This is a genomic window from Saccharopolyspora sp. NPDC045941 (genome assembly GCF_056431445.1).
Map to the genome: position 1 here is coordinate 18,971 of NZ_JBWKKU010000073.1, position 26,892 is coordinate 45,862.

The 26,892-nt window shown below is 70.3% G+C and carries 29 protein-coding genes and 1 pseudogene; 18 read left to right on the forward strand and 12 right to left on the reverse strand.

What is annotated here, in order from left to right; all coding sequences use genetic code 11:
• The gene (locus tag AC07FN_RS38450; RefSeq protein ID WP_478400077.1) at window positions 1-420 is read right to left on the reverse strand and encodes a DUF2000 domain-containing protein; all 420 of its coding nucleotides are present in this window, start codon (window positions 418-420) and stop codon (window positions 1-3) included.
• On the reverse strand, window positions 421-1,416 hold the full coding sequence (locus AC07FN_RS38455) for a DMT family transporter (protein ID WP_478400078.1): 996 nt from the start codon (window positions 1,414-1,416) through the stop codon (window positions 421-423).
• Between the two features lie 110 nt (window positions 1,417-1,526).
• Here AC07FN_RS38455 and AC07FN_RS38460 point away from each other — a divergent pair, with 110 nt between their 5' ends.
• Window positions 1,527-1,994: an Lrp/AsnC family transcriptional regulator gene (locus AC07FN_RS38460; RefSeq protein WP_478400079.1), complete on the forward strand. Its 468-nt coding sequence runs from the start codon at window positions 1,527-1,529 to the stop codon at window positions 1,992-1,994.
• Window positions 1,995-2,013: 19 nt separating this feature from the next.
• Here AC07FN_RS38460 and AC07FN_RS38465 read toward each other — a convergent pair whose 3' ends face one another.
• From AC07FN_RS38465 to AC07FN_RS38480, 4 genes are all read right to left on the reverse strand, one after another.
• Window positions 2,014-2,331 carry a WhiB family transcriptional regulator gene (locus AC07FN_RS38465; protein ID WP_478400080.1) on the reverse strand — a complete coding sequence of 106 codons (318 nt, stop codon included), beginning with the start codon at window positions 2,329-2,331 and terminating at the stop codon, window positions 2,014-2,016.
• Between the two features lie 102 nt (window positions 2,332-2,433).
• On the reverse strand, window positions 2,434-3,717 hold the full coding sequence (locus AC07FN_RS38470; RefSeq protein WP_478400081.1) for an ATP-grasp domain-containing protein: 1,284 nt from the start codon (window positions 3,715-3,717) through the stop codon (window positions 2,434-2,436).
• Between the two features lie 154 nt (window positions 3,718-3,871).
• A complete protein-coding gene (locus AC07FN_RS38475) occupies window positions 3,872-5,896 on the reverse strand; it encodes a CocE/NonD family hydrolase (protein ID WP_478400082.1) in 2,025 nt (674 codons plus the stop codon).
• Between the two features lie 108 nt (window positions 5,897-6,004).
• Window positions 6,005-6,271, reverse strand: coding sequence for a DUF1206 domain-containing protein (locus AC07FN_RS38480; RefSeq protein ID WP_478400083.1), 267 nt, complete (start codon window positions 6,269-6,271; stop codon window positions 6,005-6,007).
• On the opposite strand from AC07FN_RS38480, the gene AC07FN_RS38485 reads away from it, so the two are divergent.
• The gene (locus AC07FN_RS38485) at window positions 6,224-6,559 is read left to right on the forward strand and encodes a plasmid stabilization protein (RefSeq protein WP_478400084.1); all 336 of its coding nucleotides are present in this window, start codon (window positions 6,224-6,226) and stop codon (window positions 6,557-6,559) included. The two genes, AC07FN_RS38480 and AC07FN_RS38485, sit on opposite strands and share 48 nt — an antisense overlap.
• 11 nt (window positions 6,560-6,570) lie before the next feature.
• Window positions 6,571-6,777: a gas vesicle protein GvpJ gene (gvpJ, locus tag AC07FN_RS38490; protein WP_478400104.1), complete on the forward strand. Its 207-nt coding sequence runs from the start codon at window positions 6,571-6,573 to the stop codon at window positions 6,775-6,777.
• A gap of 99 nt (window positions 6,778-6,876) precedes the next feature.
• Here gvpJ and AC07FN_RS38495 read toward each other — a convergent pair.
• Window positions 6,877-6,972, reverse strand: a pseudogene (locus AC07FN_RS38495) (hypothetical protein); the annotation flags it as partial.
• 125 nt (window positions 6,973-7,097) lie between these two features.
• Here AC07FN_RS38495 and AC07FN_RS38500 point away from each other — a divergent pair.
• Entirely contained in the window at window positions 7,098-7,610 is a 513-nt protein-coding gene (locus tag AC07FN_RS38500) for a DUF1360 domain-containing protein (protein WP_478400085.1), read from the forward strand.
• A gap of 44 nt (window positions 7,611-7,654) precedes the next feature.
• Window positions 7,655-8,140 (forward strand): transcription elongation factor GreA, encoded by a 486-nt coding sequence (greA, locus tag AC07FN_RS38505; RefSeq protein ID WP_478400086.1) that lies wholly within the window; start codon window positions 7,655-7,657, stop codon window positions 8,138-8,140.
• 28 nt (window positions 8,141-8,168) lie between these two features.
• Here greA and AC07FN_RS38510 read toward each other — a convergent pair whose 3' ends face one another.
• Together AC07FN_RS38510 and AC07FN_RS38515 are read right to left on the reverse strand one after the other, a co-directional pair.
• Window positions 8,169-9,098, reverse strand: a complete 930-nt coding sequence (locus tag AC07FN_RS38510) for a polysaccharide pyruvyl transferase family protein (RefSeq protein WP_478400087.1) — start codon at window positions 9,096-9,098, stop codon at window positions 8,169-8,171.
• 71 nt (window positions 9,099-9,169) lie between these two features.
• Complete coding sequence (locus AC07FN_RS38515; protein ID WP_478400088.1) at window positions 9,170-9,361, reverse strand: ubiquitin-like protein Pup; 192 nt, start codon at window positions 9,359-9,361, stop codon at window positions 9,170-9,172.
• A 297-nt stretch (window positions 9,362-9,658) separates the two neighbouring features.
• Between AC07FN_RS38515 and AC07FN_RS38520 the strand changes: the two genes are divergently transcribed.
• Window positions 9,659-11,089 carry an MFS transporter gene (locus AC07FN_RS38520; protein WP_478400089.1) on the forward strand — a complete coding sequence of 477 codons (1,431 nt, stop codon included), beginning with the start codon at window positions 9,659-9,661 and terminating at the stop codon, window positions 11,087-11,089.
• On the opposite strand, the gene AC07FN_RS38525 is transcribed toward AC07FN_RS38520, so the two are convergent.
• A complete protein-coding gene (locus AC07FN_RS38525; RefSeq protein WP_478400105.1) occupies window positions 11,077-11,985 on the reverse strand; it encodes a glycosyltransferase family 2 protein in 909 nt (302 codons plus the stop codon). The genes AC07FN_RS38520 and AC07FN_RS38525 overlap by 13 nt on opposite strands.
• A gap of 96 nt (window positions 11,986-12,081) precedes the next feature.
• Between AC07FN_RS38525 and AC07FN_RS38530 the strand changes: the two genes are divergently transcribed.
• Window positions 12,082-13,038 (forward strand): NAD-dependent epimerase/dehydratase family protein, encoded by a 957-nt coding sequence (locus tag AC07FN_RS38530; RefSeq protein WP_478400090.1) that lies wholly within the window; start codon window positions 12,082-12,084, stop codon window positions 13,036-13,038.
• Between the two features lie 2 nt (window positions 13,039-13,040).
• Here AC07FN_RS38530 and AC07FN_RS38535 read toward each other — a convergent pair whose 3' ends face one another.
• Window positions 13,041-13,487: a GAF domain-containing protein gene (locus AC07FN_RS38535; protein ID WP_478400091.1), complete on the reverse strand. Its 447-nt coding sequence runs from the start codon at window positions 13,485-13,487 to the stop codon at window positions 13,041-13,043.
• A gap of 90 nt (window positions 13,488-13,577) precedes the next feature.
• Window positions 13,578-14,453, reverse strand: coding sequence for a glycosyltransferase family 2 protein (locus tag AC07FN_RS38540; RefSeq protein ID WP_478400092.1), 876 nt, complete (start codon window positions 14,451-14,453; stop codon window positions 13,578-13,580).
• Between the two features lie 246 nt (window positions 14,454-14,699).
• Between AC07FN_RS38540 and AC07FN_RS38545 the strand changes: the two genes are divergently transcribed.
• The 11 genes from AC07FN_RS38545 to AC07FN_RS38595 are packed head-to-tail and all read left to right on the forward strand — an operon-like array spanning window position 14,700 to window position 26,698.
• Window positions 14,700-16,337 (forward strand): carbamoyltransferase family protein, encoded by a 1,638-nt coding sequence (locus AC07FN_RS38545; RefSeq protein WP_478400093.1) that lies wholly within the window; start codon window positions 14,700-14,702, stop codon window positions 16,335-16,337.
• Window positions 16,334-17,842 (forward strand): HAD-IIIA family hydrolase, encoded by a 1,509-nt coding sequence (locus tag AC07FN_RS38550; RefSeq protein WP_478400094.1) that lies wholly within the window; start codon window positions 16,334-16,336, stop codon window positions 17,840-17,842. The genes AC07FN_RS38545 and AC07FN_RS38550 overlap by 4 nt, the downstream gene beginning before the upstream one ends.
• Entirely contained in the window at window positions 17,839-18,855 is a 1,017-nt protein-coding gene (locus tag AC07FN_RS38555; protein ID WP_478400095.1) for a glycosyltransferase family 9 protein, read from the forward strand. Before AC07FN_RS38550 ends, AC07FN_RS38555 begins: the two co-directional genes overlap by 4 nt.
• Window positions 18,852-19,811 carry a glycosyltransferase gene (locus tag AC07FN_RS38560; protein WP_478400096.1) on the forward strand — a complete coding sequence of 320 codons (960 nt, stop codon included), beginning with the start codon at window positions 18,852-18,854 and terminating at the stop codon, window positions 19,809-19,811. Before AC07FN_RS38555 ends, AC07FN_RS38560 begins: the two co-directional genes overlap by 4 nt.
• Complete coding sequence (locus AC07FN_RS38565) at window positions 19,808-21,028, forward strand: glycosyltransferase (RefSeq protein WP_478400097.1); 1,221 nt, start codon at window positions 19,808-19,810, stop codon at window positions 21,026-21,028. The genes AC07FN_RS38560 and AC07FN_RS38565 overlap by 4 nt, the downstream gene beginning before the upstream one ends.
• Window positions 21,025-21,600 carry a D-sedoheptulose-7-phosphate isomerase gene (locus tag AC07FN_RS38570; RefSeq protein ID WP_478400098.1) on the forward strand — a complete coding sequence of 192 codons (576 nt, stop codon included), beginning with the start codon at window positions 21,025-21,027 and terminating at the stop codon, window positions 21,598-21,600. Before AC07FN_RS38565 ends, AC07FN_RS38570 begins: the two co-directional genes overlap by 4 nt.
• Entirely contained in the window at window positions 21,597-22,961 is a 1,365-nt protein-coding gene (locus AC07FN_RS38575; protein WP_478400099.1) for a PfkB family carbohydrate kinase, read from the forward strand. Before AC07FN_RS38570 ends, AC07FN_RS38575 begins: the two co-directional genes overlap by 4 nt.
• On the forward strand, window positions 22,945-23,631 hold the full coding sequence (locus AC07FN_RS38580; protein ID WP_478400100.1) for an SDR family oxidoreductase: 687 nt from the start codon (window positions 22,945-22,947) through the stop codon (window positions 23,629-23,631). The genes AC07FN_RS38575 and AC07FN_RS38580 overlap by 17 nt, the downstream gene beginning before the upstream one ends.
• On the forward strand, window positions 23,622-24,560 hold the full coding sequence (locus tag AC07FN_RS38585; RefSeq protein WP_478400101.1) for a glycosyltransferase family 9 protein: 939 nt from the start codon (window positions 23,622-23,624) through the stop codon (window positions 24,558-24,560). Before AC07FN_RS38580 ends, AC07FN_RS38585 begins: the two co-directional genes overlap by 10 nt.
• A 22-nt stretch (window positions 24,561-24,582) precedes the next feature.
• The gene (locus tag AC07FN_RS38590) at window positions 24,583-25,362 is read left to right on the forward strand and encodes a Rossmann-fold NAD(P)-binding domain-containing protein (RefSeq protein WP_478400102.1); all 780 of its coding nucleotides are present in this window, start codon (window positions 24,583-24,585) and stop codon (window positions 25,360-25,362) included.
• A gap of 16 nt (window positions 25,363-25,378) precedes the next feature.
• Complete coding sequence (locus tag AC07FN_RS38595; protein ID WP_478400103.1) at window positions 25,379-26,698, forward strand: UDP-glucose dehydrogenase family protein; 1,320 nt, start codon at window positions 25,379-25,381, stop codon at window positions 26,696-26,698.
• Window positions 26,699-26,892: the final 194 nt, after the last annotated feature.

A 26,892-nucleotide genomic window follows, 5' to 3' on the forward strand; every position in this document is an offset into this window, starting at 1 on the left:
TCAGCGGAACAGCGGAAGCGCTCCGACCATCTTGTTGACGGGCTTGCGCGGGCCGTGCAGCCCGACGCCCACGCTGTTGAGGTCGGCGGTCGGGGTGGCGGACATCTTGTCGATGTACTCCTCGTAGGTCCGGCACCCCTGGGCCAGCGAGCTGAAGCTGACGAAGAACACGTCGTCGTGCGCCGCGGCGGCCTGCACGATGGCGTCGACCTGGCCCTGCGTGCCCTTCAGGATCGGCACGGGCACGTAGGCGATGCCGGGGTGGATCACCCCGGTGGCGTCCTTGACGTCCTGGCCGACCAGGCCGTCCACGCGGTGGCCCAGGGGCAGCGACAGCACGGCGGCGGCGTTGGCCCCCAGCCCGGTCGGCAGCTGGTCGCTGACCACGATCGCGCACTTGTAATCGGCTTTCTCAGTCATCTATCGCCCTTCCACCGGAGCTTCTTCCCGTTCCGTCCCGGCCTCCGCGCCGTCGCGCGAGTCGCGGTACAGCCCCAGCACGACACCGAGGATGACCACCGCGCCGCCGACGACCTGGGTGCCGGACAAGGTCTCGTCGGCCAGCAGCACCGCCCACCCCAGGCCTGCGACCGGGACGATGTTGAGCAGGTTGACCGCCACGCTGGGCACCAGCCCGCGCAGGCCGTAGTTGTACAGCAGGAACGCCACCACCGAGCACAAGATCGCCAGGAACGCGATGCGCAGGGCGCCTCCGGGCGAGGGCACGGACCACCGGTCGATCTCGAACAGCGACAACACGACGAAGCCACCCGCGCCCGCCACCGTCTGGTAGTAGGTGACGACGATCGGCGAGGCCCCCGACTTGTTCCGCTGGGCGACCAGGTTGTACGCGGCCCACACCACACCGCCCAGGATCAGGATGGCGTCGCCGAGCAGATGATCGGCCCCGTGGTCGGTCGCGCCGTCGCGCACCACCAGCCACACGCCGCCGATGGCGACCAGCATGCCGACCAGTCGCACGACGGAGAAGCTCGCCCGACCGAACAGCAGTTCCAGTACCAGCGTGATGATCGGGTAGGACGCCACGATCAGCGTGGCGTCGGACGCGGAGGCCAAGTCGACACCGACGTTCTCCAGGGCGAAGTAGAGCGAAATGCCCAACAGCCCGGCGATCCCGATCGTGATCCGCTGGCGCACGGTGGGCAGGCGCTTGTCCTGCTTGGCGTGCACCAGTACACCGAGTACCACGGCCGCGAGGACGAACCGAAGCGCGCCGATGGTCATCGGCGGGATCTCGGCGAGGGCCACCTTGGTGACCGCGAACGAGCTGCTCCAGATCAGCGCCGCCGCGAGCACCGCCGCCACGGACAGGCCGAGGGCGCGCGACGGAACACGGCGCACGCCCGCGGAGGTAGCGGTGATGGCTTCCACGGCAGTGTCGTCACGGAGAGTCATGGCCGCGACGGTAGCAGCATCTACGGCTTAGATGTCTAGCATACGTGTTAGATTCAGAGATCGAGACGATCTACCGAATTTGGCTCGACTTATGGCTTTGAATGGTGACCATGGACGAACTTGATACGGCCTTGCTCACGCTCCTGCAGGAGGATGCGGGCCTGACGAACAAGGAGCTGGCCGCGCGGCTGAACACCGCGCAGTCCACCTGCCTGGAACGGGTCCGCCGGCTGACCCGGCTGGGAGTCCTGCGCGGCAGGCGCGCGGAGGTCGACCTGCGCCGGATCGGTCGTCCGGTGCAGGCGATGGTCGCGGTGCGGCTGCGACCCCCGAACCGCTCGGTGATCGAGTCGTTCACCAAGTTCGTGGAGACCTTGCCGGAGGTGTTGTCGGTGTTCGTCATGTCCGGTGACGACGACTTCCTGCTGCACATCGCCGTCACGGACAACGACCACCTCAACTCCTTCGTGCTCGACCGCCTCACCGAGCGGCGGGAGATCGTCAACGTGCGGACGTCCATCATCTTCAGCCACACCCGGCGCGCCGTGGTCCTGCCGTTCCCGCAAGACCCAACATGAGAGGCCTGCAACCGGCTGCTCAGCGAGGTAATCGACCAGATCGACCGGGACGTCCAGCGGGACCAGCTGCCAGCTGAGGCCGAGTGAAAATCCAGCCTCTTGTCTCCCGCGGGGACCGGTCGGGGGTGTCCTGGCGAAGCCGGCGGCGTTCGTGGGCGTTGAGCTCGCCCCACACGCCGTAGGGCTCGATGCAGGCCAGGGCGTGATCAAGGCATTCGGTACGCACGGGCCAGACCGCGCAGAACTGCTTGGCCTGGTTCTCGCGCTTTTCCTTGGCTTGTGGACGTTCGTAATCCGGCGGAAAACACCGCATCACCAGTATCTCGACAGGCCGCATGGATCTGCCAGAGGCGGACCCGCTCGGGGTGCGCGACCTCGCGATGCACCGGCTGCCGTTGGACGAGGCCCCGCACGGCTACGACATCTTCCAGCGGGTGGATCAGGAGTCCTCGTCGAGGGTGAACGGAAGCAATTCCTTGCAGCGGTTGAACTTCTCGGTGAGTTCGGCCTCGTCGCCGGCTCCGAGGTAGCAGGTGGCGAGCTCGTAGCTGTAGCTGTCCTGGGCGGACAACCGGGACAGCCGGTGCCCGCGGGTGACGGGGATATCGACGATCGCATCCGGCATTTCCCGCTTGACCAGCTCGATGTCCTCCGCGGCCGGGCACTCGCGGACGGTCGCGTCGGCGAAGGTGCGCAGGAACCACTTCGCGGCGACGGCGTGCTCGCCGCGCCGGTGCGGCATTTCCGGCTCTTCGCCCAGTGCGAGCTGCACCATGCACTGGTGGTTCGGGAGGCCGTCGACGAGTTTGAACAGCGGGGCGTGCGACTGGGAAAGCCTGGGGTTGATCTCCACGATGTTGAGCTTGTCGGTCTCCCGGTCCCAGAAGAACTCGATGTTGAACGGCGAGTCCTCCAGGCCGATCTGGATGATCACCTTCGCGGCGATGGCGGTGATCCGCTTCTGGACCTCGGTTGCCAGGTGCGAGGGGTACTGGTAGCGGAGGAAGCTGGACGTGCCGGGGTAGCTGACCGAGTCGACGATGCCGTAGACGTGCGGCCGGTCGCGGTAGCAGTACCCCTCGGCGGTGGCCTGCTGTCCGCTGATCTCCTCTTCGGCAAGGCAGGCCTGTCCGCCCGCGGCGGCGATTTCCGGTGGCAGTTCGAGCATGCCGAGGAGGAAGTCGAAGGCTTGCCCGATGTGGTGGACGCCCTCGCGGATCTCGGTCAGCGCGTGTTCGAGTTCGTCGTCCGCCGTGACCCGGAAGGCGAGCGCGGAGGAGTAGGACTTAACCGGCTTGATCCACATCGGGTAGCGCAGCCCGGGCGGTGGCTGTGGATTACCGCCCAGGTCGATCAGGTCGAACGCCGGGTGCGCGTTGGTCACCTTGCGCTGCTCCAGGCGGCTCCAGTACTTGTGCTCGCACTTGACGACCGATTCCAAGCTCGCCCCGGGCAGGCCGTAATGGGTGCACAGGATCGGGACCATGGAGCTGGTGGGGAAGTCCCAGTAGCCGATGATCGCATCGATGGTGCCGTCGAACGCCTGCAGCCGCCGGTGCGCTTCGTCCAGGAGCTCAGCGAGGGATAGCCTGTCCTCGTACATGAGCTCGGCCTTTTCGAGCAGTGCGTGGAAGCGGTACGGGCGCAGGCGAGCCAAGTCTTGCAGGAGCACGAGGTTGCGTTCATCGAGTCCCAGCGCGAAGACGTTGACCGGGCGAACCACCGAGCTCCACCGCCCTCTCGCCCACGGGAACACTCGTCGCGAACTCCTGCAACAGTGCGTCGACAACTACGCATTACCCGGGGGCGAAGCGTAGAAACGCGGACCGGACCGACCGAGTTCTACTATGGACACCGGAGTCGGGGAGCGCTGATCATCATGTGTGGTCGCGTGTGATGGAGCGCTGCCAGTTGCGCGAGTGAACCCGGTTGCATCCTTCGAACGCGTCGAGCTCGGCGTGCAGGTGATATTCGCCCGAAGTGGACGCGAGCACCGTGCGGGTGTGCGTGCGCACCGACCAGTCGCCGCGCTCGAACGCCATCGTCCACTCGACTTCGCCCCGCACCGACCCGAAATCGTCGGCGGTCCAGCTGTAGCGCTCGTAGGCGCGACGGGTCACGGTGAGATCGATGTCCTCGAAGTGCACCACCCCGAGATCTTTCACGACTTCCAGCGCCGACTCGTAGCCGACGAGATCACGCGACACGGTCCACCGCTCTTCGCCGGGCTGCAGTTGGGCGCTCATAAGCGGCGGTGCGCCCTCCGGCTCCTCGAAGGCCGGGAAGGGTGCTTCGTCGGGTTCCCGGATCGGGCGGATCGGCAAGATCAGCGCGCTGTCCTGCGGGTGCACGGTGAGCCGCACGGGATCGGGCGGCGGCCAGGCGAGCGGCCAGTAAGAGGTCGACAGCGCCATGCGGATCTGGTGCCCAGGGGGGAAGGCCTGCGCGACGCCGTTGAGCTGGACCCGCACCTGGTAGCGCTTGCCGGGCTCCAGCGGGCTGGGTTCCGCATGGCCGTCGCGGTGGGTGAGGTTGAGCAGCCCGTAGGTCACGCGGGTCGCGCGGCCGTCGGCGGCGACGTCGGAGAGGCGCACGGCGACCATCGCGACCGGCTGGTCGACCTCCAGGCTGAGTTCGGCCACCGGGCCGCCCAGGATCTCGCAGCGCTCGGTGAGCGGATCGGTGTCGAAGACGAGCGCGCCGCCGTCTTCCTCGCGCTGGTCGTAGGGCAGATCCGGCGGTGCGTTGTACGAGCACCACTTCCCGGCGAACTGGCCGAGGGACAGCGGCGATTCGATCGACAGGGGCCGGGATTCGGGTTCCGCGCCGGGCCGGGCTATCAGGTTCTGCCCCAGCGGACAGCGCACGCGCTCGACGTGCGGGGACGGCCATGACGGTTCCCCGACCCAGCGGCCGGGCCGTTGGTCGTAGGCGGTGGAGGGCGGCATGCTCTCCTGCAGCCACGCGCGGAGCATCGGGCCGTCCATCACGCCGTTGTCGGCGTCCTTGAGCCAGTGATCCCACCAGCGGACGAGTTCCTGCAGGAACCCGATCGCGGGCCCCGGCTCGCCGAGGTGCGGGTACTTGTGCGACCAGGGGCCGAGGAGCCCGCGGCGGGGCACCCGCAGGTGCTCCATGAGGCGGAAGACGGCATTGGAATAGCCATCGGCCCAGCCGCTGACCGCCAGGACCGGGCAGTCGACGTCGCGGTAGTCCTCGCACACCGAGCCGTGCCGCCAATAGGCGTCGCGGCGTTGGTGGCGCAACCATTCCTCCATCCACAGGCCGCTACCGGAAAGCCTCTCGAGCCACTGATCACGCCACCGGTGCCCTGCGCTGGCCGGGTCGGGCGGGCAGGAGTTGTAGGCGAACATCGTCGAAGCCCACGACAGGTTGTCGCTGAGCAGGCAGCCGCCCATGTAGTGCACGTCGTCGGCGTATCGGTCATCGCTGCAGCTGAGCACCGCGACCGCGGCCAGGCTCGGCGGGCGTCGGGCGGCGAGCTGCAAGGCGTTGAAACCGCCCCAGGAGATGCCCATCATGCCGGTGCGCCCGCTGCACCACGGCTGCTCGGCCAACCACGCGAGGACTTCCTCGCCGTCGCTGAGCTCCTGCTCCAGGTACTCGTCGGTGAGCACGCCTTCGGAATCGCCGCTGCCGCGCAGGTCGAACCGCGCGCATGCGTAACCGTGTCCGGCCAGGTAGGGATGATTGATGGAGTCGCGGCGCGCGGTGAGGTCCCGCTGCCGGTACGGGATGAACTCCAGGATGGCCGGCACCGGTGTGGCGTCGGAGGCGGCTGGCCGCCAGATGCGGCCCGCCAGCCGGATGCCATCGGACATCGGGATCCAGAGACGTTCCTCCACCTTGATGGCCTCTGGAGGTTCCGTCGCTACCCGCATAGGCACCTCGCCCCGATCACCGGCTCGCACGCCCGGGCCTGCTGCAATGCATCCACTCCATATCTCCTCGGACCTACCCGGTTGCCGGCCCGGGCAATCGCGGTGCGGCTATCGGCGGTCAGTTCTCGCCGTTACGAAGCAAAAGACGCCGAAGGCGACGAATCCGAAGGCGATCAACCCGAGCACCACCTTGCCGACGAAATAGCCGGCCAACAGGTGCAGAGCCAGGTCCAGGCTCCCCTGTCGAGATGCGCGAAAGAAAAGTGTTCTTCCCGCGTCTGCGGGTAGCCCACAGACTGTCGGAGCCCTTCGAGAGGGGTGTGAACGATGCCGCAGCAGAGCTGGAACAAGAAGCAAGAGCGGCAGTACGAGCACATTAAGGAGCAGGCGCAGGAGCGCGGGTCGAGCACTGGACGTGCGCAGGAGATCGCTGCGCGGACGGTGAACAAGGATCGGGCGCAGCAGGGACAAGCGCGTCAGCAGAGCAAAACGTCGACCCAGGACATGTCGCCGCATCGGCGAGGCGGGAAGAGGTCGGGCAAGCGGCAAGGCCCCGGCGGCCGGACCAAGCAGCAGCTGTACGACGACGCCCGTCGCCAGAACATCAAGGGCCGCTCGAAGATGACCAAGGACCAGCTGGAACGGGCGCTCAGCCGCAGTTGATTTAGGATTCGCTGCGTGACACGCGCGAGATCGCACTCGTCGACCTGCTGGACCGACTGCTGACCGGCGGCGGCGTCGTCGTCACCGGTGACGTGACCATTTCCCTGGCGGGCGTCGACTTGATGCGCGTATTGCTGCGAGCCGTCATCAGCGAACTGCGCAACCGCGATCCACCGGGACCTCGGCGAGGTGGCTGCGGCAGGAGGGCGCGCCGATGACCGGCGGCAGGTGTCCGGCCATCGAGATGTGCAACGTGGTTGCGACGGGGTTGTTTCGAGGGCGTAGGCGCGCAGGGCGCTGCGCAGCCGGCGCATGGTGATCGCCGCCGCCAGGCCGCTGCCGACCACGTCCCCGATCACGATGCCGATGCGCCCGGACGGCAGCACGAAGACGTCGTACCACGCAGCGGCCATGGGAGTCGTGCTCGCGAGTCTCCGGGCGCGTTGACCGAATCCTGGGCGGGTACCTCTAGCGGTGTGCACCGGCGATTACGTCGGAGCCGGCGCGGTGAAGATCGATCCTTGCGAGGCGGATGAACATGGCGGAGACGTCCACTCCCGGCGAACGAGCCCGGGAAGAAGCGGAGACCTACCGCGGCGACCTACCACGCCCGTTGGGTGGATATGTCCTGGTGATGGCCGCTTTCGCCGGTCTGGTCGCCGGGGCAGCGGGAGTGGTCGCGGCGAGCGGGAACCGGTTGCCCTCCGGGGTGCGGGTGCTTGACGTGCTGTTCTTCACGGCCGGGACGCACAAGCTGTCCCGCCTGATTTCCAAGGACGCCGTCACGAGTCCACTGCGCGTGCCGTTCGCCCGCTACAAGGAGTCGGGCGGACCTTCGGAAGTCGAGGAGGAGGTGCGGCGGGGCAGCGAAACCCGGCACGCCATCGGTGAGCTGATCACGTGCCCGTTCTGCATGGACCTGTGGATCGCTACCGGCTTCACCCTCGGCGTGATCTTCGCGCCGCGCTTCACCCGGCTCATCGCCATGACGCTGTCCGTCCTGGCCGGAGCCGACTTCCTCCAGCTCGCCTATTCGAGGCTGCAGCGGTGAACCAGGGTGGCGGCAGCGCGTGGGGGTCCGGCAAGGGAGTGACCATGGAGGAACGACGCGCCACCTGGTTCAGCAGCCGGGCCTACGAACGCATGCGGCAGGAACTGGATTCCTTGGTCGCCCGGCGACCCGCTGTGGCCGCGGAGATCGATTTGGCCCGCCGAGAGGGAGATCCGCGGGAGAACAGCGGCTACCAGGTAGCGATCGAAGAGCAGGAGAAGCAGGAGGCCCGCATCCGGGAACTGCAAGCGCTGCTGCGCGATGCGCACACCGCGCCCCCGCCGCGGGACGCGGGGACGGCAGTACCGGGGACGCTGATCACCCTGCGCTTCGAGGACGGCGAGGTCGAGACCTTCCTGCTAGCCACGAGCGAGGAAGCCGCGCCGGGAACGGCGGAGGTCGTCTCGCCACGTTCCCCGCTGGGGAAGGCCGTGCTCGGCGCCGCGGAGGGGGAGGACCGAGAGTACGTGCTGCCGAACGGCCGCACGATGCAGGTCCGGGTTGTCAAGATCGAGGCATATCGAGGTTGACGGGCCTTCGAGCAGAAGGCATCGCCCTTTACCCCAACGCTTCCCGGTCGGCCGCGAGCAAGCGGCTGTCACGGAGATGGCGTGACAACAGCTGGAGCAGCGGAGAGCCGGCGCCGGCGGCGGCCCGGCATTGCTCGGCTTGTTCCTTCGCCGCGGCGGACCGGCACCACGTCCACCAGCGATCGAGCTCCTCTCGCGGACGGCCGACGCCCAGGCGGTCGGCTCCGATGACGGCTGGCCATTCCCACACGCTGGCTTGCGCCGAAACCTTCCCGCCGCCTGCCACGGGGTCGACGGCGAGGGCCGGAATGCCCGCGCACAAGGCGAAGACGAGGCCGTGCAACCGCGTCGTCACGACGAGATCGGTCCTGGCGACCAGCGCGGCGAACTGCTCCGCCGTGGCGCAGAGGCGCCAGTCGGTGGTGTCGAGCCGGGTGTCCATCGGCAGCCGTGCGCAGTCCAGCCCGAGCAGCCACCCCTCCAGTGCATTGTGGACGGACTGGTGGCGTCGGCGCTGCCCGTACTCGGGTTGCCCAGGGGCCAACACCACCCCGACGACCGGCGTCGCCGCGTCCACGGCACGGGTAGCCAGGTCGGTGGAAGCGGTCGTCCCGACGCCATCGCGGGGCAGGACCAGGTCGAACCTGGCAGCGGCCGGATCCGATGCGTCGATCACCGTCACACCGACCGCGATCCGCCGGCTGCGCGGGTAGCGGTCGTGGAGCTGCTCGATCTGCCATCCCGAGAGGGGGCCGCAGGCGAAGACGACGTGCGTGTAGTCCGCCGGATCCGCGTCTTCCATCTGCAGGCTGTCGGGGGCGAACCGGGGGCTCCACACGACGTCGTGGGCGATGCCGTCGCAAGCGAGCCGGTCCGCAACCGCGCACATGCTGCGCACGTCGCCTGCGGTCGCTTCGCCGTGCAGGAAGCTCGGCCATCCAGTGATGAGAACGCGCACGGTTCATCCCGCCACTGCCCGGCGCCGCCGGCACCGGGCCCGAGCACGGGGGAATCCGGTGCGCGCCTTCATCACTGGCCGCCTTTCTGGACGTAGGAGCGGACGAAGTCCTGTGGGTTCTCCTCGAGGATGTCGTCGATCTCGTCCAGGACGTCGTCGGTCCGTTCGTCCAGTTCTTCTCGCCGCTGCTGTCCCGTAGCGGTGGTCTCGGCCACCTCTTCGTCATCCGGCTTGGCCGGATGACTGGTCCTCTCCTGGTGCATCGCGTCTCCTCGGTAGTGGTCCGTCCGCTACGCGTTACCCCGCCCACTTCTCGGGTAACCGGCGCCGAGGACGTTGCCCGCTGTCGGTTTCTGACACTTCGTGACCAGTCATTCGGCACTCCGTCGCCATTCCTCCGGTACATCGGCACTTTCAGGAGAGCCCGCGCACAAAGCGTTGTCACTGCGCGGAAATCGGTGGAAGTGTGGCGCCGAGCGCCTCGCTGGCGGGCGCGTACCCGGCTTTCCGCTTCCCCGATATCGATCGCCGGGCGTCTGATCGAGAAGGGACCTCCCCTCGTGCGCGCAGCCCCGGCGTCGATGTTCCGCGCGCTGAAGCACCCGAACTACCGGCGGTGGGCGATCGCGGACTTCGTGTCCGTCACCGGTGCGTGGATGCAGAACCTCGCGCTGAACTGGTTCGTCCTGGTCAAGACGGGGTCGCCCGGGCTGCTCGGGCTTTCGCTGCTGTTTCAGACCCTCCCGGGGGTGGTGCTGGCGTCGTGGGCCGGGGCGGTCGCAGACCGCTGGCCCACTCGCCGGGTGCTGTTCGCGACGCAGGCGATGCACGGCCTGCTCGCCCTCGCTTTGGCCGTGACGGCCTGGCGCGACGGGTCGCTGGCGGTCGTGTACGCGATCGCCCTGCTGGGCGGTGTGGTCAGCGTGTTCGATGGTCCGGCGCTCGGCCGCTTCGGTTCCCAGCTGGTTCCCCGAGAAGATCTGGGCAACGCCCTCGGGCTCGGGTCGATCCTCAGCTCCGGCGGCCGGATCCTGGGCATGGGCCTGGCCGGTGCGCTGGTGGTGGTGACGGGAGTGCCGCTGCTCTTCCTGATCAACGCGGTCAGCTTCGCGGCGGTGCTGGTGGCGATCGCCCGGATCAGGCCGGACCGGATGTTCGCCTTGGCCACCAGCGAGCCCGGACGCCGTGGGATCCGGGCCGGGATGCGCTACGTGCTGGGGCATCGTCCGCTGATCCAGCTGTTCCTGCTCAGCTTCGTGCTCTCCTGCTTGGGCCGCAACTACCAGGTCACGATGGCCGCCATGAGCAACGGGCCGCTCGCCGCCGGACCCGCGGGGTACAGCACGCTTTCGGTGGTCTTCGCCGCAGGCACGATCGTCGGTGGTTTCGCCGCGGCGGCGTGCAAGGAACTGACATTGCGCTTGGTGCTGACGATGGCTCTGGCAACCAGCGTGCTGCAATTGGTCAGCGGTGCCACGTCGACCATGTGGGGTTTCGCGCTGCTGCTGTTCCCGATCGCGGCCGGTGCCGTGGTGCTCGACACCGCGACGGGCACGCGGGTGCAGTTGGACACCGATGAGGACATGCGTGGCCGGGTTCTCGCGGTGAAGGGGATGTTCGCGGCGGCGGCCGGTGCAGTCGGCGGCCCGCTGCTCGGGTGGCTGTCGGAGTTCGCGGGCCCCGGCCGTGCGCTGGAGGTGGCGGGGGCGGTCACGGTGATCGCCACGATGTGCGCGTGGGCGGTGTTCTCGCGCTCGCCGGAACGCCGTGCGATGCCGGCGAACCGCAGGTGGGTGAGGCTGGCCGGTGCACATCCGGCATCGTCCCCAGTCGGCCAGCCACCGTCGCCCGAGCCGGCGTCCGCCCGCCCGGCCCGGGGGCCGCAGTGGACCCGCCCGGGCAAGCGGCTGACGGGACGGCGGGCGCGCCGCGGTCGCGGGGCCGCCAACCGGCGTAAAGACGGGGCGTCCGGAGCGGGTCAGCCGACGTAGCGGCGGGCGGGCGAGTGCCGCTGCGGCTCCTCCAGGAGGCGGAGCTGTCGTTCCAGCCAATCCGGCACAACGCGGCGTTCCCGGAGGACTACCGGCAAGCGGTGCAGGGCTTCGGCGACCGCGCCGGCAGTGCAGCGGTCCTTCGGCGCCTCGGCGATCACCGCGGCGGTGCGGCGGAGCGCGCTGGTCACCGGCCGACGCAGCCACGCAGTCCAGATGGTGTTGCGGATGCCGAGCTGGCGCCGTCGGCTCGCATCCCGGGAACGCGACGGCGCGTGGTGGATGACGACCGCCTCGTCCCAGCACAGCCACCATCCGCGGGTGATGAGGTCCAGCGCCAGCAGCTCTTCCTCCCCGCCGAGCCACAGCAGCGGCGAGAACCCGCCGACCCGGCGGAACGCCCTCGTCCGGATCATGGTGAGCCCGGCCATGATGCTGAGGAGCGCGGGCCCAGGGAGCCACGACGGCGCCGGCACCGGCGATGCCCGGAGCTCCGGGGTCAGCGGATCCTCGGTGAGATCGGGTTCGACGAGGCACCGGCCCATGACCGCACCCACACTGGGATGCCGGTCGAGAACGTCGGCGGCTCGGCCCAGCGCGCCGGGCTGCCACCGGGTGTCATCGTCGCAGAACGCGATGTACGGCGTCGTCACATGTTCCGCGGCGCGGTTCCTCGCCACCGCACCGAGGTTGCGCCCGAGGCGCAGCACCTGCACATCGGGATGGTTCGCTTCGACGTGCGCGGCGGTTCCGTCGGTGGAGCCGTTGTCCGCCACGATGATCGGGGCGATGTCGGGCAGGGACGCCATGTGGTCGAGCGTCCGCAGCACCTCTGCGCGCCGCTGGTGAGTCATGATCACCACGGTCGCTCTGGGTTCTTCCGCGCGGTGGGCCACGAAGCCCGGGTACCCGCCGCGATGATGCGCCACTCCTGGTTTGTGCGGAGCTGGTGCCGGGTAGAGCGGTTGGCGCGAGACTGCGGGGGTGGTGGAGTGCACAGGGACTTTCGGCGTGCGGTGATCACCGGTGGTGCCGGTTTCCTCGGATCCCATCTCTGCGAAGGCCTGCTGCGGCGGGGAATGTCGGTGCTGTGCCTGGACAACCTCAGCACCGGGTCGGCGGAGAACGTCGAGCCGCTGCGGGAGGATCCGCGATTCGAGCTCGCCGAGCACGACATCGCGCAGCAGCCGGTGGTGGACGAGGACGTCGACCTGGTCGTTCACATGGCCTCGCCGGCGTCGCCGGAGGACTACCTCCGCATGCCCCTGGAAACGCTCCAGGCCGGAAGTACCGGAACGGTGCACGCGCTGGAGCTCGCGGACCGCAACCGGGCGAGGTTCCTCCTGGTGTCGACCAGCGAGGTCTACGGCGACCCGTTGCGGCATCCGCAGAGCGAGGACTACTGGGGGAACGTCAATCCGGTCGGGCCGCGCGCGGTGTACGACGAGGCGAAGCGGTTCGCCGAAGCGGTGACGACCGCCTACCACGCCAGCCGCGGAACCGAGACCCGGATCGCCCGGGTGTTCAACTCGTACGGCCCGCGGATGCGGCCCGACGACGGCCGGGTGGTCTCGACGTTCGTCCGGCAGGCCCTCCGCGACGAGCCGATCACCGTCAACGGCGACGGCTCCCAGACCAGGTCGCTGTGCTATGTGGACGATACCGTCCGGGGATTGCTCGCCGTCGCGGGCGCAACGCGCTCGGCGCCGGTGAACATCGGCCGTCCAGGCGAGGTGTCGGTGCGCGTGCTGGCGGAGCTCATCCGCGACCTGGTCGGTTCGCGATCCGCGATCAAGCACGTCGCGGCGAAGGTCGACGAGCCGCGACGGCGGTGCCCGGACATCGCGGTCGCGACCGCGGAGTTGGGCTGGTGGCCGTCGGTCGGCATCACCGAGGGCCTGCGGAGGACGATCGGCTGGTTCGCGGACCGCGTTGCGGAAGCGGGATGAGCTCAGGGGCGGAGCGGGTGCTCGCCGGTACCAGCGATTTCGGCTCGCAGCGCGGCACAGGCGAGGTCCAGCACTGGCGCGCCGAGCACGAGCGCTTCGTCGCCTTCCGCGAAGGCGTGCGAATGGTGCCCGTAAAGGCTGAGCGTGCCGAGAAGTCGGCTGTCCTGCGCCAGCGGCAGGACGAGGAAGCTGTGGATGCGGGCCTCCCGGGCCCGTCTCGCGAAACTCGGCCAGTGCACGCGTACTTCCGTCACGTCGGCCCGCACCACGAGCCCGCTGCGGGCGGCTTCGACGCACGGTCCGGCGCCGTCCCGGAACTGGCCGGCATCGAGGTCCCGGGCCCGTTCGTCGGTGTGCAGCGACGCGAGTGCGCAGCTGCCGTGGATCCCGGCCATGTCGGCACCCGGAACCGTCGCCAGGAGATGCAGCAACAGTTCCCCGAGCGGCACCGTGCCCGCCGACGGGGCCGATCGCTTCCGCCTTGGCACACGCACGGTCAACGCCGCAGAACCCGACCGGGGAGCATGAGCGATTACCTCCTATCGGCTCGGCTCGTCCAGCATCTCGAACTCGCGTTGCAGGCTTGCGGGAATCCGCTTGCGTTGCGGCAGGACCATGGGCAACCGGCGCAGCACCCCTAGAGCGGCTTGCCGACTCGGGACGTCTGCGATCGACCACCTCAGCAGCTCGGCGGTCGCTGTCAGCGCCGCGCGCGGCGCATACCGCAGCCAGGCGATGAGCACGTTGTTGCGCAATTCGAGTGCACGTCTCGCATTGCTGGGCAACCTGGCCGACGACGGATGGTGATGTGCGACGACGTCTTCGGCGTACACGAGGTCCCAGTCCGCGGCGGCGAGGTCACAAGCGAGCAGCTTCTCCTCCGCCCCGAAGAACAACGCCGGGTTGAACCCGCCGACCGACAGGAACGCATCCCGGCGCACGATGGCGGCGCACGCGGTGAAACCGAGGATCCGCGGGCCGGGCATCCCCGACGGGCACACCAGCGGTGAGCGGGCCATCAGCGCGTTCACCGGGTCCGGACGCTGTTCGCGGCCGACCAGCGTCCGGCCTGCGATCAGCGCGATGTTCTGGTGCACGGCGAAGACGTCCTCGGCACGGCGAAAAGCGCCGTCCTCCCACCACGAATCATCGTCGCAGAACGCCACGTACGGCGTCGACGCCGATGAGACGCCGATGTTGCGTGCGGCCGCGCCGATGTTGCGTGGCAAGCAGAACAGCCGCACCTCCGGGTGGTATCGGGAGACAGCCCGCCTGGTGTCGTCCGAAGACCCGTTGTCGACCACGATGGTCGGAGGCCGCGGCGAGAATCGTGCTAGCTGGTCCAAGGTGCGCAGCAGTTCGTCGCACCGGTTGCGGGTGGCTATCACCACGCTCGTGCTCGGTCGTTCGTCCATGGGCGCTCCCAAGCGGGCGAGATCGTCTCCTGCAGGACGAGCCCGTACCGCGCATACCCGGTCCGGCCGGAAGTAACCTCGCCGGCGGCTGCGGACGGTGAATGACTGGCAGGAGTGGATCTGGCCGCGCCGCGCGGAGCACGCAGAATGCACGCCGGTGTGTGGAGAGTCGCTTCAGCGGGTAGCGATGTAGTCGGGAAACTCCCGCCCAGTCGAAGAACCGTTGCCTGCCAAGGAGATGTTGCCGTGCGTGTGCTTGGTGTCAACGCGGTCTTCCACGACCCGGCCGCCGCGCTTGTGGCGGATGGCGAGGTCGTGGCCGCTGCCGAGGAGGAGCGATTCTCCCGGCGGAAGCACGGGAAGTGCCCGGTCCCGTTCTCCGCGTGGGAACAGCCGGAGCTGTCCGCGGCGTGGTGTTTGCGCCGAGCGGAGATCACGGCAGCGGAGCTCGACGCCGTCGCGTTTTCCTACGACCCGCGGCTGGTGGACCACACGCTTCCGGGCATGGATGAGAATTGGGAACACCTCCGAACCACGTTCACGTTGCGCGCGCCGGGATTCCTCAAGACGGCCCTGCCCGGACTCGATCCGGACATCGTGCGATTCGTCCCGCACCACGTTGCACATGCCGCCTCCGCGGGCCTCGCTGCTCCGTTCGAGGAATGTGCCGTGATCACTGTGGACGGTCGCGGCGAGAGCACCTCGGCGCTGCTCGGGGAGTACCGCGACGGACGACTGGAGATCCTTGCCGAGCAACGGCTTCCGCACTCCCTCGGACTGATGTACGAGGACCTCACCGATCACTTGGGCTTCCGGCGCTCCAGCGACGAGTACAAGGTGATGGCGCTCGCGTCCTACGCGGAGCCGGTCTTCCGGGCCGACTTCGCCGAGCTGATCCGCAGCACCGGAGACGGCCATTTCGCGACCGATGAGATCGACTGGCAGCGGTGGGTACCGCGCCGCGGGCCGGACGAGGAGATCGGCGAGAAGCACGCGCAGCTGGCCGCGAGCGTGCAAGCGAGGCTGGAAGACGTGCTGCTGGAACTGGCCGAGTGGCTGCACGCCAGAACCGGCCAGGAATGCCTTGCGATGGCCGGTGGGGTCGCGCTGAACTGCGTGGCCAACACCCGGATCGCCGATGCGGGACCGTTCCGCGAGGTGTGGGTGCAACCGGCCGCCGGAGACGCCGGGACGGCGCTGGGCGCGGCCCTGCACGTGGCGGCCGAGCACAGAGCACCCGCCGCGGCGGTGCGAGGGGCGGATCTTGGACCCGAATGGAGCGACGAGGAGATCGAATCCCTGCTGCGCCGGGCCCAGATCGACTACCAGCGCTGCGACGACGTGGCCGACGTGGCTGCCGAAGCGATCGCCCGCGATCAGACGGTGGGCTGGTTCCAGGGGCGCAGCGAATTCGGGCCCCGAGCGCTGGGGCATCGTTCGCTGTTCGCCCACCCCGGCAACGCGGGCAACGTTGAGCGGCTCAACGAGATCAAGGGACGAGAGCAGTTCCGGCCGGTGGCACCGATGGTGCTGCTCGAACGCGCCGCCGAGGTGTTCTCGCGCGGTCCGCTACCGAGTCCGTACATGCTGTTCGTGCACGATGTCGCCGAGGACTGGCGCGACCGCATCCCGGCGGCGGTCCACGTGGACGGCACGGCACGACCGCAAACCGTCGACCGCGATCGCGAACCGCGGCTGGCCCGGCTGCTCGACTCCTTCACGGCCAGGACGGGATTGCCTGCGGTCATCAACACCAGCTTCAACACCGCGGGCCGTCCGATGGTCGACAGCCCGGTCGACGCCCTGGAGTGCTTCGGCGCGTCGGCGATCGACGTGCTCGCGCTGGGTTCGTTCGTGGTGCGCCGGAAAGGCGGTCGCTCGTGACGACGCCCGAAGCCCGCTACTCCGTCGTGATCCCGACGACGGGCCGGCCGAGCCTGGCCACCCTCCTGCAGGCGCTCGACCACGCCGCCGGCCCGGAACCGGAGGAGGTCGTCGTCGTCGACGACCGGCCGCATCCGGCGCCGCCGCTGGCCTTGCCCGCCACCGGGCTGCCCGTGCACGTGGTGCAGTCCGGTGGCAGGGGGCCGGCCGCCGCCCGGAACGTGGGCTGGCGTTCCGCCGGGGCCGAGTGGGTGGTCTTCCTCGACGACGACGTGATTCCCGACCCGCTGTGGCGCCGGTACCTGCAACGCGATCTCGACGTCGCCGAGAACGTCGCCGGCTGTCAGGGCGAGATCACCGTGCCGCTGCCGGACTGGCGCAGGCACACCGACTCCGAGCGTGGTGTCGCCGGGCTGTCCACCGCGTGGTGGATCACCGCCGACATGGCCTACCGCCGCCGAGCCCTGGCCGCGACGGGCGGCTTCGACGAGCGGTTCGCGCGGGCGTTCCGGGAGGACGCCGATCTCGCCCTGCGTATGCAGTCGAGGGGCTGGCGGCTGGTCGACGGGAGTAGGCGGACCGATCACCCGGCGCGCCGGTCGGGGTTCTTCGCCAGCGTCAGGGCGCAGGCGGGCAATGCCGACAACGCGCTGATGCGGCGGAAGTACGGCCGGAATTGGCGGAAGCGCATCGGCGAAGGCAGCGGCCGGATCCGGCAGCACGGGGTGACGACCGCCGCGGCGGCGACGGCCCTCGTCGCGGCGTGCGGTCGGGGGCGGGCTTGGCGCGCCACGGCGCGGCTGGGCGCCGCGGTCTGGCTCGCGATGACCGCCGAATTCGCCCTGCGCAGAATCCTGCCCGGACCGCGGAACGCGCACGAGGTCACGAGGATGCTCGTCACGAGCGTCCTGATCCCGCCGGTCGCGTGCTGGTTCCGGCTCCGCGGCGAGCTGGCCCACCGCTCGGCCCGCCGCAGGAAGCCCGCCGCCGTGCTGTTCGACCGCGACGGGACGCTGATCGACGACGTGCCGTACAACGGCGACCCGGCTCGCGTCAGTCCGGTGCCCGGAGCCCGGCAGGCACTCGACCGGTTGCGCGTCGAGGGCGTGCGGATCGGGGTGGTGAGCAACCAGTCCGGGGTGGCGCGCGGTGTCCTGAGCGTCGACGACGTCGCGGTGGTCAACGCCGAGGTGGAGCGCCAGGTCGGCCCGATGGACACCTGGCAGATGTGCATGCACGGCCCCGACGAGGGCTGTGGTTGCCGCAAACCGGCGCCGGGGTTGATCGAACGCGCCGCAGCGCAGCTCGGCGTGGCGAGCGGGGATTGCGTGGTGATCGGCGACATCGGTGCCGATGTCGAGGCGGCGAAGGCCGCCGGGGCCCGCGCGGTGCTGGTTCCCACGGACCGCACCAGGCCGGAGGAGATCACGCGCGCGGTCGTCGAGGCGGAAGTGGCCCCCACCCTGCAGGCCGCCGTCGACCAGGTGCTCCGGGGCGCGCCATGACGGGCCGGGTCCTCGTCGCGCGCCTGGACAACATCGGCGACGTGCTGCTCGCCGGCCCTGCTGTGCGCGCCGTGGCCGCGCACGCCGACTCCGTGGTCATGGTGGCGGGCCCGCGCGGCGAGTCGGCCGCGCACCTGCTGCCGGGCGTCGACGAGGTGGTGCGGTGGTGCGCTCCGTGGATCGACCCGGAGCCACCGCCGGTCGGATCCGCCGACGTGTGCGGATTCATCGACCGGATGAGGGAGATCGCCCCCACGTCCGCGCTGGTCTTCACCTCGTTCCACCAGTCGGCGCTGCCGTTCGCCTTGATGCTGCGGATGGCCGGCGTGGACTGGATCGGGGCGATCAGCGACGACTACCCGGGCTCGTTGCTCGACCTCCGGCACCGCGTCGACGGCGATCCGCCGGAGCCCGAGCGCGCGCTGTCCCTGGCCCGTGCGGCGGGCTTTGACCTGCCTCCCGGCGATGACGGCAGGCTTATGGTGCGCGGCCCGCTGCCCGATGTTTCCGGCCTCGTCGGCGAGCCCGGCTACGTGGTCGTGCACCCCGCGGCGTCGGCGCCGGCCCGGGAGTGGCCGGATTTCCGCTGCGCGGCGGCTGTGGAGGCGTTGGCACGCGCGGGGCGGCGCGTGGTCGTCACCGGGGCGTTCGCGGATCGTGAGCTGACCAGGCGCGTCGCCGGTGATTCGGCGCTGGACCTCGGCGGTGCGACCGATCTGCCCGAGCTCGCCGCCGTGCTGGCCGGCGCGGGCGTCGCCGTGGTGCCCAACAGCGGTCCGGCGCACCTGGCGGCGGCCGTGGGAACCCCGGTGGTCTCGCTGTTCGCGCCGGTGGTGCGCGCGGCGCGGTGGGCACCGTACGGCGTGCCCGCGATCCTGCTCGGTGATCAGAGCGCCCCGTGCCGCGATTCGCGTGCTCGGGTGTGCCCGATCGCCGGGCACCCGTGCCTCACCGAGGTGACCCCGGGCGATGTGCTGGCCGCCGTGGAGAAGGTCGGGGAGGTCGCCGCATGAAGATCCTCGTCTGGCACGTGCACGGATCGTGGATGACGTCGTTCGTGCACGGATCGCACACCTACCTGGTCCCGGTCACGCCGGACCGGGGCCCCGACGGCCGCGGCAGGGCGCGCACCTTCGACTGGCCGGACAACGCCGTCGAGGTCGAGCCGGACCAGCTGCGGGACGAGCACGTCGACGTGGTCGTCCTGCAGCGCCGGCGCGAATTCGAGTTGACGGAGAAGTGGCTGGGACGGCGCCCCGGGGTGGATGTCGCCGCGGTGTACGTGGAACACGACACGCCGCGCGGGCCTGCAGTGGAGAGCCGGCACCCGCTCGCCGGCCGCGGCGACGTCCCGATCGTGCACGTCACGCACTTCAACCGGCTCTGCTGGAACAACGGCCGAGCGCCGACGTCGGTGATCGAGCACGGCATCGTCGATCCCGGGCACCGCTACACCGGTTCGATCCCCAACGCGGGACTCGTGATCAATGAGCCGGTCCGTCGGGCCCGGGTGGCGGGCACGGACCTGCTGCCGCGCTTCGCCGAGGCCGCCCCGCTCGACGTCTTCGGGATGCAGGTGCACGACCTGCCGGGGCGGCTTGCGGCGGGGCGGATCACCCCGCATGAAGACCTGCCTCAGCGTGCGATGCACAGCGCCCTCGCGCGGCGCCGCGTCTACGTGCACCCGTACCGCTGGACGTCGCTGGGGCTGTCGTTGCTGGAGGCGATGCAGTTGGGCATGCCGGTGGTCGCCGTCGCGGCGACCGAGGCCGTGGAGGCAGTGCCCCCCGAGGCCGGGGTGCTGTCCACCAACCCGGATGTGCTCGCCGACGCGATCGCCGCGTTCATCGCTGACCCCGATCGGGCCAGACAGGCCGGCGCGGCGGCGCGGGCGGGCGCGCTCAGCCGGTACTCGCTCGGTCGCTTCCTGACCGACTGGGACCGCCTGTTGGAGGAGGTGACGAGATGAGGATCGCGATGATCTCCGAGCACGCGAGCCCGCTCGCGGCGCTCGGCGGTGTCGATGCCGGCGGGCAGAACGTGCACGTCGCGGAGCTGGCGACCGGCTTGGCCGGTCTCGGGCACGACGTCGTGGTGCACACCCGCAGGGACGATCCGCGACTTCCGGCGACGGTGCGCACCGATGCGGGATTCACCGTCGAGCACGTCCCGGCCGGCCCGCCCGAACCGCTGCCGAAGGACGAGCTGCTGCCGCACATGGGCGATTTCGGGGAGCACCTCGCGGATGCGTGGGCTGACGAGCCGCCGGATCTCGTGCACGCGCACTTCTGGATGAGCGGCCTGGCGGCGCTGCGCGGTGCGAGGGCTCTGGAAGTGCCGGTGCTGCAGACCTTCCACGCGCTCGGCGTCGTCAAGCGACGGCACCAGGGCGACAAGGACACGAGCCCACCGCAGCGGGTGCGGCTGGAAGCCGGCCTGGCGAACAGCGTCGACATGGTGATCGCGACCTGTTCCGACGAGGTCCGCGAGCTCGCCGAGCTGGGCCTGCCACCGGCGCGCACGGCTGTCGTGCCGTGCGGGATCGACCTGGACGCGTTCTTCCCCGCCAGCGGGGACGACGAGAGCCGGCCACCGCGGATCCTCTGCATCGGCCGCATGGTCGAGCGCAAGGGGATCGGCACGGTGATTGAGGCGCTCGCGGAGATCCCGGATGCGGAGCTGCTCGTCGCCGGTGGTCCGGGGCCGGACGAGTGGAACACCGATCCCGAAGTCGCCCGGCTGGCGGGGATCGCGCGGCGCTTCGGCGTCGCGGGCCGGGTGCGCTTCCTCGGCCGGATCGACCACGAGAAGGTCCCCGAGCTGTACCGGTCGGTCGACGTCGTGGTGAGCGCTCCGTGGTACGAGCCGTTCGGCATCGTGCCGCTGGAAGCCATGGCCTGCGGGGTCCCGCCCGTGGTCACGGCCGTCGGCGGGCACCTGGACACCGTGATCGACCGGGCCACGGGATTGCACGTGCCACCGCGGGATCCGAGGGCGGTCGCGCGCGCGATCCGAGAGCTGCTGGCACATCCCGATTGGCGGGCCGAACTGGGGGAGACCGGGGTCGAACTGGTGCGGGGTCGCTACGGCTGGAACCGGCTCGCCCGCGAAACGGCGGCGGTGTACGAGCAGGCGCGGGCGCGTCGGGCGACGCCCGTGACCGCGACGAGGAGAGCGGCATCATGATCGAGGAACACTTCGCGTCGTTGGGGCTGACGGCGCTGCGCACCGTCGACGCCGCGCCCACGATCCGCTCATGGGCTCGCACGCTGGCTGAGGTGCTGACGGCCGGCGGGCGGCTTCTCACCTGCGGCAACGGTGGCAGCGCGGCAGAGGCGCAACACCTCAGCGGCGAGTTCACCGGGCGGTTCTCGCAGGACCGCCGGCCGTACTCCGCGATCCCGCTGCACGCCGACGGATCGGCGTTCACCGCGATCCTCAACGACTACGGGGAGCAAGAGGTCTTCGCGCGGGGCGTGCGAGCGCACGGCCGTCGAGGAGACATCCTGATAGCCCTGTCGACCAGCGGGCGCAGCCACAACGTCATCGCGGCGGCGAAGACCGCTCGCGAGATCGGAATGCTCGCCTGGGCCCTGACCGGGCCGATGCCGAACAGCCTCGCCGCGATGTGTGACGACGCCGTCGCCGTCGAGTCGTCGAGCGTGGCAACGGTGCAGGAGATGCACCTGGCCCTGGTGCACGCCCTGTGCGCAGAGTTCGACGCGTTGACCATCGATTCCGGGGAAGTGCTGCGGTGAACCTCGTGATCGTCGGGGATGCGCTGCTGGACGTGGACCTCTCCGGCCGCGCGGATCGCTTGTGCCCGGACGCACCCGTGCCAGTGGTGGACATCGGTTCCCGCAAGCGCCGCCCCGGCGGGGCGGGGTTGGCGGCATCGCTGGCCGCCGCCCGCGGATCCGGCGTCACCCTGATCGCCGGCCGGGGTTCCGATCCGGCCGGACGGGAGCTCGGCCGCCTGCTCTCCGCGCGAACGACGCTGCTGGACATGCCGTTCACCGGCGGTACCCCGAGCAAGACCAGGGTGCGTGCGGGCGGCCAGTCCCTGGTGCGGCTGGACACCGGCGACGGGGCGGTGCCCGACCTGCCGCCGGAGGCGGGCGTCGTCGAGGCGCTGCGCCAGGCCGACGCCGTCCTCGTGGCGGACTACGGGCGGGGGATCACGAGCAATTCGTGTCTGCGCCACGAGCTTTCCAGGTTGCCGTCGGACGTCCCGCTGGTGTGGGACCCCCATCCCAGGGGCGCGGAGCCGGTGTCCCGCTGCGATCTCGTCGTGCCGAACCAGGCCGAAGCGGCCGTCTTCGGGGCGCCGGCCGCCGACGGCGCGATGGAACTCCGGCGCCGCTGGGGCTGTGCGGCGGTGGCGGTGACCCTGGGTTCCCACGGCGCGGTCGTGGCTCCGTCGGGAGTTCTCGTCGCGGCCCCAGAGGTAGGCGCTGCCGTCGACGCGTGCGGCGCCGGCGACAGCTTCGCCGTGGCCGCGACGCTGGCGCTGAGCGGCGGTATGTCCACAGTGGAAGCCGTACGGCAGGCGGTCGAGCACGCCAGCCTCTTCGTCGCGGAAGGCGGCGCCGGGGCGTGGGCGACGGAGGAGGACGAAGCACCGCGACGTGCGGTGTCCCCGGTCGAGGTCGTGAACCAGGTCCGTGCTTGGGGCGGCCGGGTCGTGGCCGCCGGCGGATGTTTCGACCTGCTGCATCCGGGGCACGTGAACCTGCTCAACCGGGCCAGGGCTCTCGGGGACGCGCTGGTCGTGTGCATCAACTCGGACGAGTCGGTGCGGCGCCTGAAGGGCCCGCTGCGGCCGGTGGTGCGCGCCGACGACCGCCGGTGCCTGTTGGAAGCGTTGGAGTGCGTCGACGCCGTCGCGGTGTTCGACGAAAACTCCCCGTGCGCGCTGCTGGAGCGGATCCGACCCGACGTGTGGGTCAAGGGCGGTGACTACGAGGCCTCGCTGCTGCCCGAAGCGCGGGTGGTGGAGCGCTTCGGAGGCCGGACCGTGCTGATCCCGTTGACCGACGGCTATTCGACCACCCGGATGCTGCGCGACCTGGAGGAGGCGTACGCGGCGAGGAAGGAGATCCATGAACGAGCTGGGTAACGTGCTCATCACCGGCGGAGCGTCCGGACTCGGCGCCGCAACGGTCGAAGCGGTGGCGGAGCACGGTGGCACGCCGCTGGTGCTGGACCGCGCGGTCCCGTCGGGGCCGGTGAAGTTCGCCTGCGTCGACCTGTCCGATCGCCGTGCGGCCGAACACGCGGTGCAGGAGCTGGCCGACGCTGTGGGCGGGCTGGACTCGGTGTTCACCGCTGCCGGGATCGATTGCTGCGGCGCGCTCGACTCGGTCCCCCCGGCGGACTGGGAACGCGTCGTGGAGATCAACCTGCTCGGCACCGCCGCGGTGGTGCGCGCCGCGCTGCCGTACCTGGAACGCAGCAGAGGCATGGTGATCACCTGCTCGTCGACCCTCGGCATGAAGGCCGTGCCCGATGCCACCGCGTACTGCGCGTCGAAGTTCGGCATCGTCGGCTTCTCCCGCGCGCTGGCCGCCGAGATGAGCGGGCGCGTCGGCGTCACCATGCTGGTGCCCGGCGGCATGCGCACGGCGTTCTTCGACGGCCGGGACGAGCAGTACAAGCCTCCTCCCGACGCGAAGCTCAACCGGCCCGAAGACGTCGCCCGGGCCGTCGTGTTCGCGATGCGGCAGCCGCCCGGCTGCGAGGTCCGGGAGCTGGTGGTCTGCCACTCCGAGGAGTCCTCGTGGCCGTGAACCGAGGAGTGGTCCTCGTGCTGCGCGCACTGGGACTCGGTGACCTGCTGACCGCGGTCCCGGCGCTGCGCGGCCTGCGCCGGGCGTTCCCCGAGCACCGCTTGCTGCTGGCGGCGCCGCATGCCTTGAACGGGATGCTCCCGTTGATCCCGGAAGTGGACCGGCTCCACCCGGTGGCCGGGCTGGACGCCTTCTCCTGGCGCGAACCGCCGCCGGAGGTGGCGGTCAACCTGCACGGGCGAGGGCCTCAGAGCGTGGCGGCGCTCCGGTCCAGCGGCGCGCGGACGGTGCTGACCCATGCGCACCCCGCCTGGCCGGACCTCGGCGGGCCATCGTGGCGGGAAGACCAGCACGAGGTGCATCGCTGGTGCCGGATGCTCGACCACTACGGCATCCCTGCGGATCCGGCCGATCTGGCGCTCCCCGCCCCGGTAGACCCGCTCCTGCCGGGTTCCGTGATCTTGCACCCGGGAGCGAGCCGGGCAGCGCGGCGCTGGCCGGCGGAGCGGTTCGCGAAGGTCGCCAGGTGGGCCGCCGATCGCGGAGAGGAAGTGGTGATCACCGGCAGCGGCGCGGAGCGCCTGCTGGCGGGGAGGGTAGCCGAACTCGCCGGGCTTCCGCCGGATTCCGTGTGGGCGGGCGCCACCGACCCGTGCCGGCTGGCCCGGCTGGTGCACGCCGCGAAACTCGTCGTCTGCGGCGACACCGGGATGGCGCACCTCGCCACCGCGTGCCGCACGCCGTCGGTCGTCCTCTTCGGACCGGTGGCACCGAAGCACTGGGGACCACCGGACGAACCGCGTCATGTGCCGCTGTGGCGTGGCGAGATGGGCGACACCTTCGCCGATCGTCCCGGCCTGGGCTTGTTGCGGCTCTCGCCCGACGAGGTCGTGGACGCGGCGGAAGCGTTGCTCACCGGCGTGAGGTAGGTCGCGCAACGGAGGAGGTCGGATGGCTGCCACTCATCGGCAAAGCACCCGGGTCGAGGTGCTGGGCCACGACCGCACCGCAGCGGTCGTGGCCGCAGGGCTGGCTTGGCTCGGTCACCGCGTCCAGTGCCGGCAGCCGGATTCCGCGCTGCTGCACATCGAGGCCGGTCTGCTGAAGACCATCCTGCAGACGACGCGTTCGGGCAAGTTGAGCTTCGCGCCCGACGCCGGAGCGGACCTGGTGGTGGTGTGCGGAGCCGGCGAAGAAGAGCTCGTCGTGGTGGAACCCGAGCTCCGCCCGGGCTGCGTGGTGGTGAACACCGGCCTCAGCCCGTGGGAATCGACGCCGGATCTCGCCGAGTTCCTCGGCGGCACCGGTGTCGCGGTGGTGAGCAACCCGCAGTGCTTGCGGGATGGCGCCGCGCTGGGCGATTTCCTGACGCCTGGCTGCATCGTAGTGGGGTCCAGCTCCGCCGCCCCTGCCCGGAAAGTGGAAGCGCTCTACGCCGATGTCGACGCCCCCGTGCTGCACGTGGACGTGCGCAGCGCGGACCTGATCGCCCCGGCCAGCAACGGTTTCTGCGCGGTGGAGCAGTGCTTCGTCGCCGAGTTGACCAGGTTGTGCCGCAGGGTCGGGGCCGATCCGTGCAGCGTCCTCGAGTGCCTGCGCGCCGACCAGCGGGTCGGCCATGCGGGGACGGCGCGCATGAGCGCTGAACAACGCCGCAGCCTGGAGCGCTTGCTGGAGCTCGCCCGGCCGGACCCACCGGCCATGCTCCGCGCGCTCGCGGAGCAGTTCTGACCGTTTCGGAGCATCGATGGAGCAACGTCCTGCCGGAGCGCGCATGCGCCGGATCGCCGTCATCGGAACCGGGTACGTCGGTTTGACGACCGGCGCCTGCCTGGCGTCGCTCGGGCATCGGGTGGTGTGCTGCGACGTCGACGCAGCCAAGATCGGGCAGTTGTCCCGGGGAGAGGTCCGCATCCGCGAACCCGGGCTCCAGGAACTCGTCCACGGGGGAACGGCGTCGGGCCGGCTGGCGTTCGAGGTGGACGCGGCGCCGGTGGCCGCCCGCTCCGACTTCGTCTTCCTGTGTGTGCCCACGCCGATGGCCACCGACGGCGGCGCGGACCTCGCCGCCGTGGAGTCGGTGGTCCGGGAGGTCCGCGGGAGCCTTTGCCCTGGTTGCGTGCTGGTGACGAAGTCGACGGTCCCGGTGGGGACCGCGGCGCGGTTGGTGGCGCTGATGGGTCGCCGGGACGTCGCGGTGGTGAGCAACCCGGAGTTCCTGCGGGAAGGCTGCGCGGTTGAGGACTTCCTGCACCCGGACCGGATCGTGGTGGGATCCGAATCCGGGGCCGCAGCCGCCGCGGTCGCCGGTCTGTACGCGCCGCTGGCGGTACCGGCGATCCGGACGGATGCGGCGAGCGCGGAGCTGGTCAAGTACGCGGCGAACTGCTTCCTGGCCGCCAAGCTCTCGTACGTCAACGACATCTCGGAGCTCTGCGAGCGCCTGGCGGTCGATGTCCTGGACATCACCCAAGCGATGCGGCGGGACCGCCGGATCGCGCCATCCTTCCTCAGTCCAGGCCCGGGATGGGGCGGCTCGTGCCTGCCCAAGGATGCCGCCGCGCTGCTACGGGCCGCCGAGGTCGCGGGCCTCGACCTCCCGATGGTGCGAGCGGCGATCGACGCCAACGAAGGGCATCGGGAGCGGGTGGTGTCGAAGGTCATCGACGCGTGTGGCGGCTCCGTTTCGGGGGTTCGACTGGCATTGCTTGGGTTGACGTTCAAAGCGGGCACCAACGACCTGCGCGACTCACCGGCGCTGGAGATCGCACGCCTGCTGGCCGAACGCGGGGCGGACCTCGTCGCCTACGATCCGGCTGTTCGCGGCGATGAGCTCGCCTTGGTGGGGCGGCTGACCTGCGTCGACGACCCGTACCAGGCGGCGAAGGGGGCCCGGGTGATGGTGCTGCTGACGGACTGGCCGGAGTTCGGCGACCTCGACTGGTCGCGGCTGGCGGAACTCGCCGAGCAGCCGGAGCTGATCGACACCCGCAACCAGCTCACCTCTGGCGTTCTCCGCCGGGCAGGCCTGCGATGGCGCGGCACCGGCCGCGCGGGACGGGCATAGCAACGCGCTCTCGCGCACCGACCGGTCCGGCGGATCGGACTCCGTTTAGGGACCGGCAGCGGGGGAAGGACGAGAGGAGGACAACGACCGATTTCTCTGGGAAGGACTGCACGATGACGCGCGCAACGAGGCATTCCGGGGGCATGGTCGACGTTTTGGTGACGGATCATCGCGAGGTGGAGCAGGCGTTCGCC